Origin of the sequence: Methylomicrobium agile (assembly GCF_000733855.1) — a bacterium.
Taxonomy (GTDB): domain Bacteria; phylum Pseudomonadota; class Gammaproteobacteria; order Methylococcales; family Methylomonadaceae; genus Methylomicrobium; species Methylomicrobium agile.
This window is the reverse complement of sequence record NZ_JPOJ01000001.1, coordinates 4,195,214-4,209,795: the sequence shown is the minus strand read 5'-3', so window position 1 is coordinate 4,209,795 and position 14,582 is coordinate 4,195,214. Positions and strand designations below refer to the sequence as shown.

Genomic DNA, 14,582 nt, shown 5'->3' with positions numbered 1-14,582 from the left:
AAAACGCCAGCGTATTTCGCTCTGGAAAAGCCACAAAAACGATCGAAATAAGCAAACTCAAAGCCGTCAAAGCCATGCTCTTAATACATCCGGAAATCTTGAGTTTCATCAAAACTTTCTTCAACGAGACGAGTGAGTTAAAAAAATACTTTCTATAACTCATAATTTTTCTTGTGATGAGGTATAAGAAGAGGGAGTATCACTCATGATCTGGAACTGGCAACAACCTGACTGGCCTGATTTCAGCTACGACCCATCCCGGATTGAGGAAAGCGAAAAGCGTTTGCTGCTGGGCGCAGGCCTAAGGTTCGGTGCTTTTAAACATCTTGGTGTTGCATGCCATCCATGGCATGTTGATAACGAATCAGGAATTCGACGGCTCCCGTTTTTATTCGATGCCTGTCGAAGCATCCAGCTAAAGGATTAAATTTTTTGCAAAAGGACTTGTGTATTTAAGAGAGTATCTACGCGCTATGTCTGGTTTTCCGAAGATCCGCGTTGCGAGGCAGCGGTCCAAACGCCGCACGGGAATTTATCCCGTCCGTACCGTTCGGAGATGTCCCCAAAGGTCGGCTTGCAAGTGATTTCGAACAGTTCAAACCGAATTCCGGCAGGGATTGTCGGCATCCGGAAACCCAGAAGGGTGGGCTCTGTCTCTGGACCTCGGCAATCCCCCTGAGTGAGACGAGGTTGGCAACCTCGTTCCCCACGTTTGAAGGCCTACCGTCAGCATAAAATCCTCGTCTGTGTTCGCGCGATGCTAAACGTTACGGGCGGGATAAATATCCCGTCCGGCATGCAGCCCCGTAGGGTACGCACAGCGTACCCTACGGGGCTGGCTGGACTTAACGGCATGGCGCGCCCTTCAGAAGGCGAGGGCTTCCCTACACGCGATATGAAAATGCTCTAGTAGTCGGTCGACAGTCCTTTCAGATATACAGCCAGGGCAACATCGCTCAACGGTCTTAGCCCGCCACAAGTACGGCGGTGGCAGCGACGAGGTAAATCGTAGGGGGTCTTCGCGGTCGCGGATGCCGCCTGATTTCAGGTCGGACCGGTCTCGGCGATAGACCGACATCGCAATTTGTTCTGAGAAGCGAAATATGGTATAAAGTTAGGTTCAGTTTTTCTGAAATAAATACTCACTTTTACCGTCACGCTTGCCAGGGTGACTGTGCCGTACGTATTGCGGCGGGTTGGCAGGCGGGGTAAAGGGAGGCGTAACCCACCGGAACTTCGTTCCGAACTTTATACTTAGGAGAGAATTTAATGGCGGCAGTTTCAATGCGTCAAATGTTGGAAGCGGGTGTTCATTTCGGACACCAAACCCGTTACTGGAATCCGAAAATGTCTTCATACCTGTTCGGTGCCCGTAACAAGATCCATATCATCAATCTGGAAAAAACGCTTCCGTTGTTCAACGACGCGATGAATTACCTGGGTCAAATGTCCGCAAACAAAGGCAATATTCTGTTTGTCGGCACCAAGAAAGCGGCGCGCAAAGTGATTGCGGAAGAAGCGATCCGCTGCGGCATGCCTTATGTCAACCATCGTTGGCTGGGCGGCATGCTGACCAATTTCAAGACCATCAAGAAATCGATCAATCGCTTAAAGGAACTGGAAGCGATGAAGACCGACGGGACTTTGTATCAACGCTTCGGCAAGAAAGAAGCGCTGATGATGGAACGCGAGCTCGAAAAGCTCGAGCGCAGCCTGGGCGGCATCAAAGACATGAGAGGCATTCCGGACGTGATTTTTGTGCTGGATGTCGGTTACGAAAAAAATGCGATCATGGAAGCCAAGAAACTCGGCATTCCGGTGGTCGGCGTTGTCGATTCGAACAACTCGCCGGAAGGCATCGATTACGTGATTCCCGGCAACGACGATTCGATCCGCGCAGTCAAACTGTACTGCGAATGCGCTTCCGTGGCGATTCTGGAAGCGAAGGCCGCCGCGCAAGGGTTGTCGGCCAAAGCGGACGACTTCGTCGAAGAGACTCCCGTAGCCGAATAAGCCGAAACGGGCTATTCGATGAGACCGGAAAACGCCTCCTTTTGGGGGCGTTTTCATAGTGAATGACAAGTTGAGGAAAATTAAAGAATGAGTATTACCGCGGGTATGGTTAAGGAACTGCGTGAAAGAACCGGTTCCGGCATGATGGAATGTAAAAAGGCCCTGCAAGAAGCCAACGGCGACATGGAGTTGGCGATCGAAAACATGCGCAAGGCCGGTCTGGCGAAAGCCGACAAAAAATCCGGCCGGATCGCGGCCGAAGGCAGCATCGGCGTCAGGATCAGTGGCGACGAGAAAACGGCGGCAATCGTCGAAATCAACTGCGAAACCGATTTCGTCGCCAAATCGCCGGATTTCGTCGCGTTCGTGAACGACGTGACGACCGCACTGTTGAGCGCCGATGTCGCGACCAACGAGCAATTGCTCGAAATGAAGCTGGCCGGCGGCGAAACGGTCGATGAAACCCGCCGTGCGCTGATTGCAAAGCTGGGCGAGAACATCACCGTCAGACGCTTCGAAAAACTTCACACTGCGGAAGGCGGCACCGCCTGCTATCTGCACGGCAGCAAGATCGGCGTGATCGTCGAACTGGCCAAGGCCGACAAGGAACTGGGTAAGGACATCGCGATGCACATCGCCGCCAGCAAGCCGATTTGTGTGTCCGAAGACCAGGTTTCCCAGGAAACGATCGAAAAGGAAAAGGAAATCTTCAAGGCGCAAGCTGCAGAAAGCGGCAAGCCGGCCGACATTATCGAAAAGATGGTCGCCGGACGGATCAGCAAATTCTTCGCCGAAGTAACCCTGCTGGGCCAGCCGTTCATCAAGGACGACAAGCTGTCGGTGGGCAAACTGGTTGCGTCGAAGGGCAATAATGTCGTGCGTTTCGCCCGTCTCGAAGTCGGCGAAGGGATCGAAAAGAAGGAAGAAAACTTCGCCGAGGAAGTCATGGCGCAGGTACGGGGCAGCTAAACCGGCTGGTGTCAGACCTTGTACACAAGCTTTTAATAAACCATCCGACAAACATTTATGACAAAACCGATTTGCCAGAGAATTTTATTAAAGCTGAGCGGCGAGGCGCTGATGAGCGAAGCGGGCGGTAGCATCGACTCCGACATCCTGAACCGTCTGGCTGCCGAAATCAGGGAATTGTCCGATTTCGGCGTCCAGGTCGGCCTGGTGATCGGCGGCGGCAATATCCTGCGCGGCGCCGATAAGGCTTCGCAGGGATTGGACCGGGTGACCAGCGATCAGATGGGCATGCTGGCGACCGTGATCAATGCGCTGGCGATGCAGGATGCGCTCGAGCATCAGGGCTTGCAGGCACGCGTGATGTCGGCGCTGAAAATCAATCAGGTCTGCGAGGACTACATTCGCCGCCGCGCGGTTCGCCATCTGGAAAAAGGGCGGGTCGTGATTTTTGCGGCGGGCACCGGCAATCCGTTTTTCACCACCGATTCGGCGGCCAGCCTCAGGGCGATCGAAATCAACGCCGGGCTGATGATCAAGGCGACCAAGGTCAAGGGCGTTTATTCGGACGATCCGGCCAAAAACAAGGAGGCGGTTTTTTATCCGCATCTGACTTACGACGAAGCACTCGATCAGCGGCTGAACGTGATGGATACCACTGCGCTGGTACTGTGCAGGGACAATGATATCCCGATGCGGATAATGAACATCTTCGAACAAGGCGCGGTGATGCGGTTGATGAAGGGCGAAGAAATCGGTTCGCTGATTGAACGAGGAAACAAGAAATGATAAGTGACATTCAACAGGATGCCGCGTCCCGCATGGGCAAAAGCATCGAAGCCTTAAAGCACGAGTTTTCGAAAATCCGGACCGGCCGCGCACATCCGAGCCTGCTCGACCAGATCAGCGTGTCTTATTACGGCACCGATTCCTCGCTGTCCCAGGTCGCGAACATCGCGGTCGAGGATGCGCGGACGTTGACGATCACGCCCTGGGAAAAGAACATGGTGCCGGTGATCGAGAAAGCGATCCTCAAATCGGATCTCGGCCTGAATCCCGCCACCAACGGCATGACGATCCGTATTCCGTTGCCGCCGTTGACCGAACAGCGCCGCCGCGAACTGGTCAAGGTCGTCAAACAGGAGGCCGAAAACGGCCGCGTAGCGATCCGCAATATCCGCCGCGATGCGAACAACGCGATCAAGGAAGCGCTGAAGGAAAAGCTGATTTCCGAAGACGATGCGCGAGGCGCGGAAGAAAAGATCCAGAAAATCACTGACCAATATGTCAAGGAAGTCGAAAAGCTGTTGGAGGCAAAAGAAGCCGATCTGCTGTCGCTTTGATTCGGAAGCCTCTCATGCCGTCAGACAACGCCTGTATTAATCCAACCGATAACGGGATTCCTCGCCATATCGCGATCATTATGGACGGTAACGGGCGTTGGGCGCAGAAGCGCTTCATGCCGAGGGCCGTGGGCCATCAAGCAGGCGTCAAGGCGGTCCGTAAAATCGTCGAACACTGTGTCCGCGAGCGCGTCGAGGTGTTGACGCTGTTCGCGTTCAGCAGCGAGAACTGGCGGCGGCCGCCGGAAGAAGTCTCTTTACTGATGGAGCTGTTCATGGCGACCTTACACGCCGAAATCGACAAGCTGCACCGGAACAATATTCGCCTGCGTTTTATCGGCGACAGAAGCCGTTTTTCCGAAGCTTTACAGAAGAAAATGTCCGAAGGGGAAACGCAAACCCGCAATAACACCGCCTTGACCGTGGTAATTGCGGTCAATTACGGCGGACGCTGGGATCTGTGCCAGGCGTTCCGCGCCGTCAATCAGAAAGTACTGGCCGGCGAGCTGAATCCGCAGGATATCGACGAAAGCCTGGTCAGTCGCCATTTATCCACCGCGGATTTGCCGGAACCGGATCTGTTCATCAGAACCGGCGGCGAGCAGCGCGTCAGTAATTTTTTATTGTGGCAGTTGGCCTACACCGAATTGTACTTTACCGACACGCTATGGCCCGATTTCGACCAAAAATCGCTCGAACAGGCCATCCTGAGCTTCAAAGGCCGGCAAAGGCGCTTCGGGCATACCGGCGAACAGGTACTCGGCAAAGCGGTCACTCTCTAACCTTAACGATAACTATAACAATGTTGCTCAAGCGAATTATCACTGCATCGATTTTGGCCGCCCTCGTCGCTACGGCGGTATTTACGCTTCCTCCCGAATATTTCTCCCTGGTGCTCGCCGTCCTGACGCTGGTCGCGGCATGGGAATGGCTGTATCTGATCGATGTGCAATCGATCGCCAAGCGGTTGTTGTTCCTGCTGGCGCTGATTCTGCCGATGATCGGGGCCCATCTCTGGACCCAGTTTCTGGAACTGCTGGCGCAATGGACCAAATGGCCGGAGATCCGTTTTTACTCGGGGGTGATCGAATGGCTGGTAGTGCCGGCGGTTCTGTTCTGGATTATCGTGATGCTTTCGATCCGGAATCTGCCGCAGACGGTGCTGAATCTGAATCCGAGGCTGCGCTACAAGATGCTGATCGGCTGGTTCATCCTCTTCACCTGCTGGCTGTTCCTGACCCGGCTGCGGGTGTTCTACGAGCCGCCGATGACCATGTATTTCCTGGTGTTGATCTGGGTGGCCGACATTAGCGCGTATTTCGTCGGCAAAAAATACGGTAAAACCAAATTGGCGCCGGACATCAGCCCCGGCAAGACGGTGGCCGGCTTTTACGGGGCGATTGTGTCGGGTCTGGTCTGCGCAGTCGTTCTGAGTCTGTTCTACGGCTTCAATTACGTCTTTGCGGCCGACTTTGCGCTGTTGTCGATGCTGACCGTGCTAATTTCAGTTTATGGCGACCTGTTCTTCAGCGTGGTCAAACGCCAGCGCGGCGTCAAGGACAGCGGTGCGATCCTGCCGGGGCACGGCGGCATCCTGGATCGGGTCGATAGCATCGTTGCGGCGATCCCACTGTTCTATGCGGGCATTTACCTGATTTACGGGCTGATCTGATGAAAGGGATATGCATACTCGGCGCGACCGGTTCGATCGGCGTCAGCACGCTGGATGTGGTTGCCAGGCATCCCGATCTGTATAAAGTCGTTGCGCTGACCGCGAACAACAATATCGATCTTTTGCTTGACCAATGCCTGCGGCACCGGCCCGAACTGGTCGTCGTCGCCGACGAAGCGAAAGCCGCCGCATTCAGAGACAAGATTGCCGGCACTGCCGTGGCGGGAACCCGGGTACTGGCAGGAGCCGAAGCCTTGGCGGAGGCCGCCACGCTGGACAATGTCGATTCGGTGATGGCCGCAATCGTCGGCGCGGCCGGCCTGCTGCCGACATTGGCGGCCGCGAAGGCGGGCAAAACCGTCCTGCTGGCCAACAAGGAAGCGCTCGTAATGTCCGGCAATCTCTTCATGCAGGCGATCGCCGATTCCGGCGCCGAGCTGCTACCGATCGACAGCGAGCACAACGCGATCTTTCAGTGCATGCCGTCCGCTTATAAAACCGGCGTGACCGCGCAGGCGGCCCGGCGTATCCTGCTGACCGCGTCGGGCGGCCCATTCCGGCAGACCCCGATCGAAGACCTGGTGCATGTCACGCCGGAGCAGGCGGTTGCGCATCCGAACTGGGATATGGGCAAGAAAATCTCGGTCGATTCGGCGACCATGATGAACAAGGGGCTCGAAATGATCGAGGCCTGCCTGCTGTTCAACATGAAGCCCGAGCAGATTCAGGTCGTGATCCATCCGCAAAGCGTGATTCATTCGATGGTCGATTACATCGACGGCACCGTGCTTGCCCAGATGGGCAATCCGGACATGCGGATTCCGATCGCGCATGCATTGGCCTGGTCCGGCCGCTTCGAATCCGGCGCGGAGCCTTTGAATATTTTCAACGTGCGCCGGATGGATTTCGAAGAGCCCAACCTGGAGCGTTTTCCCTGTCTGCGCCTGGCCTACAAGGCGATCGAAGCCGGCGGCACGATGCCGGCGGTGTTGAACGCGGCGAACGAAATCGCGGTCGATGCCTTCCTGAACCGCCGGGTACGCTTTACCGACATTCCAGCCATCATCGAACGCAGCATGGATGCGATCGAGGTCAAGGCGGCCGATTCGCTCGAAATTGTTTTGGATCAGGATAAATTAGCCAGAACGGTGTCTAACCGGATAATCGATCAACTGGCCGGCTAAATTTATTATGAGCACTCTCTTTTACTTCATCGTCACCATCGGCGTCCTGGTTTCGTTCCATGAGTTCGGACACTTTTGGGTTGCCCGCAAGGTCGGCGTGAAGGTGCTGCGCTTTTCGGTGGGGTTCGGCAGGGTCCTGTGGTCTTACCGGAAAGCCCCGGAAACGACCGAATATGTGATCTCGGCGATTCCGCTGGGCGGCTATGTGAAGATGGTCGATGAGCGCGAAGGTGAAGTCAAAAGCGAAGATCTGCCTTATGCTTTCAACCGGCAAAAGCTTTCCGCGCGTTCCGCGATCGTGGCGGCTGGACCGATTTTCAATCTGATCCTGGCCGTTGTCCTGTTTTGGGTCGTGCTGGTCGTCGGCGAAGAAGGGACGCGGCCAATTCTCGGCAAGATCGAGGCAGGTACGCTCGCGGCCGAAGCCGGCTTGCTGGAAGGTGACGAATTCGTTGCGGTCAATGACAAGCGGACCCCGACCTGGGCCGAAACCTTGAACGTGCTGATCGGTACGGCGCTCGGCGGAGACCGGAAAATCAAACTGCTCGTAAAGGACAGGCAGGGACGGGAAGAGGTGCGGTGGATCAAGTTTTCCGAGGCCGATGTCGACGATCCCGAAAAGCTTTACAAGCGGCTCGGGTTTACTCCCTGGATGCCGAGATTGCGTCCCGTGATCGATAAGGTGTTGCCGGAAGGCGCGGCGCTGGCGGCAGGCGTGAAACCCGGCGATATCGTGATCAGTGCGGACGGCACGCCGATCGCCGATTGGCAGCAGTGGGTCGAATATGTCAAAAACCGCCCCGGCCGGCCGATAACGGCCGAAGTCGAGCGCGACGGCGCGCGCCGGACGCTGACGATCACGCCGAAGGTTGTAGAGATGCCGCCAACGGTGAAAGGCGAAGCGCCGAAGGCCGAAGGAAAAATCGGCGCATCGGTCGTGATTCCCGAAGAGGTCAGGAGCGCGTTGCAGGTTAAATACGCGTTGGGACCTCTCGCAGCGGTTCCTGCCGCCTTCACCAGAACCTACGATTATTCGTTTTCGACGCTGAAAATGATGGGCAAGATGGTGCTGGGCCAGGCCTCGGTCAAAAACTTGAGCGGACCGATCAGCATCGCGCAATATGCCGGCGAGTCCGCCGAAATCGGTTTCATGCCTTTCCTGAAGTTCATCGCGCTGGTCAGCGTGAGTCTCGGCATATTGAATCTGCTGCCGATCCCGGTGCTCGACGGTGGGCATTTGCTGTTTTTCGGGATCGAGGCGATCAAAGGCGAACCCCTGTCCGAAAAAAGCCAGCTCTTTTTTCAACAGATCGGCATTGCGATACTGGTAACCCTGATGGCGCTGGGGATGGTGATGGATATTCAGCGCCTGTTCCAATAAGCCGGCCTTTCGGTTGATTCCGGTCTTTTGCGAACGTCCGGATTTTTTTCAATAACTCAAAAACGAGCAGATCATGAAGAGAATTATTGCTGTTGTTGCTTTCGCTGCCTCGGCGATGTCCGCGGGTTTACTGCGGGCGGATGAAGCCGATGTCAAGTCGGCGCTTGCGAAGGCGATGCCTTCGGTCAAGGTCGACTCGATCAAGCCTTCGGAGATCAAGGGCTTGTTCGAGGTGATGGTCGGCGCCGATCTGTTTTACGTCAGCGAAGAGGGCAAATATCTGCTGCAGGGCCATCTGATCGATCTGGCTTCGCGTACCGATTTGACCGAGGAAAAGTTGAGCGGCGCCCGCCTGGCCGCGCTCGACAAGGTCGGCGAAAAGAACATGATCATCTTCAAACCGAAGATCGGCAAATACCAGGTTTCGGTGTTCACCGATATCGACTGCGGCTATTGCCGCAAACTGCATTCCGAAATCGACCAATATCTCGCCGAAGGCATCACGGTGCGCTATCTGTTCTATCCGCGTGCGGGCAAGGGATCGGATTCCTATAAAAAAGCCGTTTCGGTGTGGTGCGCGGACGACCGGAACAAGGCGCTGACCGAAGCGAAGAAAGGCGCCGCCCCGAAAGAAAAAACCTGCGATAATCCGGTTGATCAACACATGCAGCTGGCGCAGGATTTCGATGCGCGGGGCACGCCGTTGATCGTGACCGAAAAAGGCAATCTGCTGCCGGGCTATGTGCCGGCCAAGCAACTGGCCGAAGTCCTGCGAGACGAACAGGCGGCAAAGTAAACTTGCGGTCGGATTTTCCGGGCCGAAGGGACGGTCCGGCAGCCGATTTGTCATGCTCGAAAAGATTCAGAATACAGAGAGTAGAGGCGAAGTGCATGCCTTAAGCCGGACTCCCTGTATCGGGATTATTCAACCCCTTCTTACGAATTATCATACCCCTCAAGGTGGTCTGCCTATGAGAAGCTGCGGTCTAACTCCGCTTCGAGCCTTGCTGCTTTCGGCATTGTTCCTGCTTGCGGCGATTCGTCCGGCCGCGGCGGCTGCCGTGCTTTCGGTAACCCAGGTAGCGCCTGGAATTTACGTGCATTTAGGGCCTCATGAAATTCCGGATACCCGGAATCACGGCGCGATCGCGAACATCGGCTTCATCGTCGGCGAGCGCTGTGTCGCGGTGATCGATACAGGCGGAAATCCAGATCAGGGCAGGGCGCTTTTGAATGCGGTCCGCCATCACACGGACAAGCCGATCTGCTATGTGATCAATACCCATGTACATCCCGACCATATCTACGGTAATAGCGTGTTCAAGGCGAACGGCGTCAAGTTCGTCGGGCACTCCCTGCTCGGCCGCGCGATGGCGGCGCGCGGGCCTTTTTATCTTGCCAAGGCAAAAGAACTGCTGGGGATCGATTTAACGTCCGGGAACCTCATTCCCCCCGATATCGCGGTCGAAAAAGAACTCGACGTCGATCTCGGCGGACGCATCCTGAAGCTGACCGCCCATCAGCCTGCGCATACCGACAGCGACCTGTCGATTTACGATCCTTTGACCGATACCCTCTGGTTGGCCGATTTGCTGTTTCTCGAACATTTGCCGGTGATCGACGGCAGCTTGAAAGGATGGCTCGTGGAGATCGACCGACTGGAGCGCCGGAATTACAAAGTCGTGATTCCCGGGCATGGCTCCATCGTGACGGACTGGCCGCAAAGCCTGCAGCCTGAAAAACGCTATTTGCAGACACTGTTGACCGACCTGAGAGCCTGGATCAAAAATGGCGGGTTTCTCGAACAGGCAGTGGAGGCGGTCGGCTATGAAGCGAAAGCCGAATGGAAACTTTTCGAGGATTTTCACCGCAAAAACGTGTCGACCGCGTTCGCGGAGCTGGAGTGGGAAGACTGAAAACTAACCGATAACGCGCCTCGTGAGTCTAGCGGTCGATTCGGGAAGTCGCGCGCTTCGAGTCCTGGCGTTGAAGCAGAAAGTACGAAATTACCGTTGGAGTCCGCCGATCGCGGTAAACAGCAGGCAGATCTGCAATAAGCTCTGCCAGGGATCGCCCGGTTGCTGGCCTTTGATCTCGCGGTCGGCTTTGGCGCTGAGTACCAGGATCCGGTGTAAAGCGGTTTCGCCCAAACGTTCCAGCGCATGGCCGACCAGTGCTTTGCGCTTGTCCCAGATTTGCTGCGCCTGCATCGCGGCGTCCCGGTTTTTGCCGGCGGCGATCTCGCGCTTGAGCTTGCAAAGCAAGCGAGCTTCCCGGGTGATCGACCAGAGTACGACCGGAGGGGCGACATCCTCCTCTTTCAATCCCGCCAGAATTTTGGTAATTCTTCCCGGATGGCCGGCCAGCAGACTGTCGGCCAGTTTGAATACATCGTAGCGCGAACTGTCCGCGACCGCGTCGGCGATCTTTACGGCATCCAGAAATCCCGCGCCGTAGAGGATGTAGAGCTTTTCGATTTCCTGTGCGGCGGCCAGCAGGTTGCCTTCGACTCGGCCGGTGAGCAGCTTCAAGCCTTCATTATCGGTATTGAGCCCGCGCAGTTGGAGCCGCTGCTGCAGCCAGCGCTGCAAATCCTCGCCTTCGAGCGGCCGGACCTGAATGAACACGCCGACACGTTCCAGGGCCTGAAACCAGCGGGTTTTCAGAGCAGCGGCGGCCAGTTTGCCGGAGGTGATCAATAACAGGGTATCTTCGGGCAAGCGTTCGCAATAGGCGCTCAGAACCTTTGCGCCTTCGGTGCCGGGAGAGCCGGAGGGCAGCCTGAGATCGATCACTTTCCGGTCCGCGAACAGCGAAGTCGCGTACGCGGCTGCCGGCAGGTCGTTCCAGGAAAAGCCGCTGTCCTGCGAAAAGATCTCGCGCTCCAGATAGCCGGCCTCCTGTGCTGCCTTGCGGATCGCATCGGTGATTTCGGCGATTTGCTGAGGCTCATCGCCGCTGACCAGATAAACCGGCGCGAGCTTGTTGCCGCGTAAATGCTGCGTCGTCTGTTCCGGCTTCAGGCGCATGGTTATTTGGCTTTAGCCTGAATTTGCGCCTTCGCGCGGTCGAGGATGGAACGCACCGCCTGCCGGTACATTTCCCGCCGGATCACGCCTTCTTCGTTATTTTTCGCCAGAATGTCCTGTTGGTCGTTGAAAAACTCGCGCGTGATCAGGAGCGGGTCGTTCGAGGGCAGTGGAGCATTATCGGCGCCTGCCAGTTGAAATTTCAGGCGATAACTCAGCTCCAGCTGGTTGGAGCGGCCGCTGAAATTCAGCGAAACGACGCGGCGGTTGTATTTTTCATCGTCCACCTTGATGTGCAGATCCGCCTCTTTTGCGTTTTTAGCCAAGCGGGTGGACGATAATTTCAATATTTCGTCGAATTGCTCCCGCAAGGCTTCTGATGCGCCTTCAATATAGACTTTCTTGAATTTGACCGCCGCCTGTTCGGTTCCACGCAAGTGATAGCCGCAGGCGCTCAACCAACATGCCAGTAAAACAATGAAAAGCTTCTTCATCAAATAACGATATTCACCAATTTTTTGGGGACCACGATGATTTTTTTGGCTGCCTGGTCTTCCAGCAAGCGCGCGATGTGTTCGTTGTTCAGCGCCAAGGCTTCGATTTCCTGATTCGAGGCGGCGGCAGGCACCGAGATTTTGCCGCGCAGTTTGCCGTTGATCTGTATGACCATTTCGAGCGTATCCTGCGCCAGCGCCGACGGGTCCGCCGCCGGCCAGCCGGCGCCGATCAGCGCATCGATGCGCCCCAGGTCCTGCCAGAGCTGATGGCAGACATGCGGCACGATGGGGGACAGCATCAGTACGATCGCCTCTAAGGCTTCCTGCAGCAGGGCGCGCCCGTTGTCGGTTTCGTCGTTGAACTTGTACAGGCTGTTGACCAGTTCCATATTGGCTGCGATCGCGGTATTGAAGGTGAAGCGGCGGCCGAAGTCGTCGCTGACTTTCGCGATCGTTTGATGCAGCTGGCGGCGCAAGTCGGCCTGTTCCTTGGTCAAGGCCGCCTTGTCGAGCGCTTTGGCCGGCTGGCCCGGTTCGACGTGTTGATAGACCAGCTTCCAGAGCCGTTTCAAAAAGCGGAAGGCGCCTTCGACGCCGCTGTCGGACCATTCGAGCGACTGCTCGGGCGGCGCTGCGAACATGATGAACAGGCGAACCGTGTCGGCGCCGTATTGGTCGATCAGCGCCTGCGGATCGACCGTATTGCCTTTCGACTTCGACATCTTGCTGCCGTCCTTCAGCACCATGCCCTGGGTCAACAGGTTTTTGAACGGTTCGTCGGGAGCCAGTAGGCCTTCGTCGCGCAACAGCTTGTTATAGAAGCGCGCGTAGAGCAGGTGCAGGATTGCGTGTTCGATCCCACCGATGTAATGGTCGACCGGCAACCAGTAGTTCGCGCGGGCATCGAGCATCGTCTCCGCATCCTTACAGGTGAATTTTGCGAAGTACCAGGACGACTCCATGAACGTATCGAACGTATCGGTCTCGCGCCGGGCCGGCTTACCGCAACTTGGGCAGGTTGTTTTGGAGAAAGTCGGATGTGCGACCAATGGCGATTGCGAGCCGTCCAGCACCACATCGCGCGGCAGTTCGACCGGCAGGTCTTTTTCGGGTACCGGCACGGTGCCGCAGTCGTCGCAATAGATCACCGGAATTGGCGCACCCCAGTAGCGCTGGCGTGAAACGCCCCAGTCGCGGAGGCGGAAGCGCACATGCTTGTCGCCAAGTCCTTTGGCTTTCAGGTCGCCCGCGATCGTGTCGATCGCCTGTTTGTGGGTCAGACCTTCGTATTTGCCGCTGTTGATCAGTACCATCGAATCGTCTTTCGCTGCATACCAATCCTGCCAGGTGATCGTATCGAACGGCTTGTCGTCCTTGCCGGGCCTTTTATTTTCCAATACCTGGAGGGTCGGCAGATGGTACCTTTGCGCGAAATGGAAATCGCGTTCGTCGTGCGCCGGCACTGCCATCACCGCGCCTTCGCCGTAACTCATCAGCACATAGTTGCCGACCCAGACCGGCACCTGCGTGCCGGTCAAAGGATGGGTGACCCTGATTCCGGTTGGCATGCCTTTCTTTTCGAGTGTCGCGATATCCGCTTCGGCGGTGCCGGTCTGTTCGCATTCATGAATGAACGCGGCCAGTTCCGGATTATTGCGGGCGGCACGCGCCGCCAAAGGATGTTCGGGAGCGACCGCGCAGAAGGTTACACCCATGATCGTGTCGGCGCGGGTGGTGAACACCCATAACAACTCCCGCTTGCCGTCCAGTTCGTAAGGGAACGCGAAACGGACCCCGTAGCTCTTGCCGATCCAGTTCGCCTGCATCGTCTTGACCTGCTCCGGCCAGCCGTCGAGCGACTCGAGCGCGGACAGAAGTTCGTCCGCATAATCGGTGATCTTCAGGAACCATTGCGCGATTTCCTTGCGTTCGACCTGAGTATCGCAGCGCCAGCAGCAGCCGTCGATCACCTGTTCGTTCGCGAGCACGGTCATGTCGTTCGGGCACCAGTTGACCGGTGCGGTCTTTTTGTAGACCAGGCCTTTTTCGAGCAGTTTCAGGAAGAACCATTGCTCCCAGCGGTAGTATGAGGGATCGCAGGTCGCGATCTCGCGGTTCCAGTCGTAGCCGAAACCGAGCCGCTGCAGTTGGCCCTTCATGTAGGCGATATTTTCGTAGGTCCAATCCGCGGGATGCACGCCGTGCTGCATCGCCGCATTCTCGGCCGGCAGGCCGAACGCGTCCCAGCCCATCGGTTGCAGCACGTTCTTGCCGAGCATGCGCTGGTAGCGGCTGATCACGTCGCCGATGGTATAGTTGCGGACGTGCCCCATGTGTAATTTACCGCTGGGATAGGGGAACATCGACAGGCAATAATACTTTTCGCCCTGGGAAGTCTCGGAGGCGCCGAATACGCCAGTTTCTTCCCAGATTCGCTGCACTTCTTGCTCTACAACCAACGGCTTGTAATTTTCTTGCATCCTTCTCGTCTTTTGTC

14 protein-coding genes are annotated in these 14,582 nt (G+C 56.4%); 11 read left to right on the top strand and 3 right to left on the bottom strand.

Features of this window, described 5'->3' with window-relative positions:
* Positions 1–205: 205 nt before the first annotated feature.
* The 11 genes from CC94_RS24905 to CC94_RS0119440 all read left to right on the top strand — a co-directional run bounded on the left by CC94_RS24905 (position 206) and on the right by CC94_RS0119440 (position 10,475).
* Complete coding sequence (locus CC94_RS24905) at positions 206–427, top strand: DUF4172 domain-containing protein (protein WP_245549356.1); 222 nt, start codon at positions 206–208, stop codon at positions 425–427.
* Positions 428–1,269: 842 nt separating this feature from the next.
* Entirely contained in the window at positions 1,270–2,013 is a 744-nt protein-coding gene (rpsB, locus tag CC94_RS0119485) for a 30S ribosomal protein S2 (protein WP_005372570.1), read from the top strand.
* An 87-nt stretch (positions 2,014–2,100) separates the two neighbouring features.
* Positions 2,101–2,982: a translation elongation factor Ts gene (gene tsf / locus CC94_RS0119480; protein WP_005372568.1), complete on the top strand. Its 882-nt coding sequence runs from the start codon at positions 2,101–2,103 to the stop codon at positions 2,980–2,982.
* Between the two features lie 57 nt (positions 2,983–3,039).
* Positions 3,040–3,768: a UMP kinase gene (pyrH, locus tag CC94_RS0119475; RefSeq protein ID WP_005372567.1), complete on the top strand. Its 729-nt coding sequence runs from the start codon at positions 3,040–3,042 to the stop codon at positions 3,766–3,768.
* Positions 3,765–4,322 (top strand): ribosome recycling factor, encoded by a 558-nt coding sequence (gene frr, locus CC94_RS0119470; protein ID WP_005372565.1) that lies wholly within the window; start codon positions 3,765–3,767, stop codon positions 4,320–4,322. The genes pyrH and frr overlap by 4 nt, the downstream gene beginning before the upstream one ends.
* Positions 4,323–4,336: 14 nt before the next feature.
* Positions 4,337–5,104 (top strand): undecaprenyl pyrophosphate synthase, encoded by a 768-nt coding sequence (locus CC94_RS0119465; protein ID WP_005372556.1) that lies wholly within the window; start codon positions 4,337–4,339, stop codon positions 5,102–5,104.
* Between the two features lie 20 nt (positions 5,105–5,124).
* Positions 5,125–5,994 carry a phosphatidate cytidylyltransferase gene (locus CC94_RS0119460; RefSeq protein WP_005372549.1) on the top strand — a complete coding sequence of 290 codons (870 nt, stop codon included), beginning with the start codon at positions 5,125–5,127 and terminating at the stop codon, positions 5,992–5,994.
* Positions 5,994–7,178, top strand: a complete 1,185-nt coding sequence (gene ispC, locus CC94_RS0119455) for a 1-deoxy-D-xylulose-5-phosphate reductoisomerase (RefSeq protein ID WP_005372547.1) — start codon at positions 5,994–5,996, stop codon at positions 7,176–7,178. The genes CC94_RS0119460 and ispC overlap by 1 nt, the downstream gene beginning before the upstream one ends.
* A gap of 7 nt (positions 7,179–7,185) precedes the next feature.
* A complete protein-coding gene (gene rseP / locus CC94_RS0119450) occupies positions 7,186–8,559 on the top strand; it encodes an RIP metalloprotease RseP (protein ID WP_005372545.1) in 1,374 nt (457 codons plus the stop codon).
* Positions 8,560–8,632: 73 nt separating this feature from the next.
* Entirely contained in the window at positions 8,633–9,355 is a 723-nt protein-coding gene (locus CC94_RS0119445; RefSeq protein ID WP_005372543.1) for a DsbC family protein, read from the top strand.
* Positions 9,356–9,530: 175 nt separating this feature from the next.
* Positions 9,531–10,475, top strand: coding sequence for a quinoprotein relay system zinc metallohydrolase 2 (locus CC94_RS0119440; RefSeq protein WP_031431879.1), 945 nt, complete (start codon positions 9,531–9,533; stop codon positions 10,473–10,475).
* A gap of 90 nt (positions 10,476–10,565) precedes the next feature.
* Here the strand turns inward: CC94_RS0119440 and holA are convergent, their stop codons facing one another.
* The 3 genes from holA to leuS are packed head-to-tail and all read right to left on the bottom strand — an operon-like array spanning position 10,566 to position 14,565.
* The gene (holA, locus tag CC94_RS0119430; protein WP_031431878.1) at positions 10,566–11,588 is read right to left on the bottom strand and encodes a DNA polymerase III subunit delta; all 1,023 of its coding nucleotides are present in this window, start codon (positions 11,586–11,588) and stop codon (positions 10,566–10,568) included.
* 2 nt (positions 11,589–11,590) lie between these two features.
* Positions 11,591–12,082, bottom strand: a complete 492-nt coding sequence (locus tag CC94_RS0119425) for an LPS-assembly lipoprotein LptE (RefSeq protein WP_031431877.1) — start codon at positions 12,080–12,082, stop codon at positions 11,591–11,593.
* A complete protein-coding gene (gene leuS, locus CC94_RS0119420; protein WP_031431876.1) occupies positions 12,082–14,565 on the bottom strand; it encodes a leucine--tRNA ligase in 2,484 nt (827 codons plus the stop codon). The genes CC94_RS0119425 and leuS overlap by 1 nt, the downstream gene beginning before the upstream one ends.
* Positions 14,566–14,582: the final 17 nt, after the last annotated feature.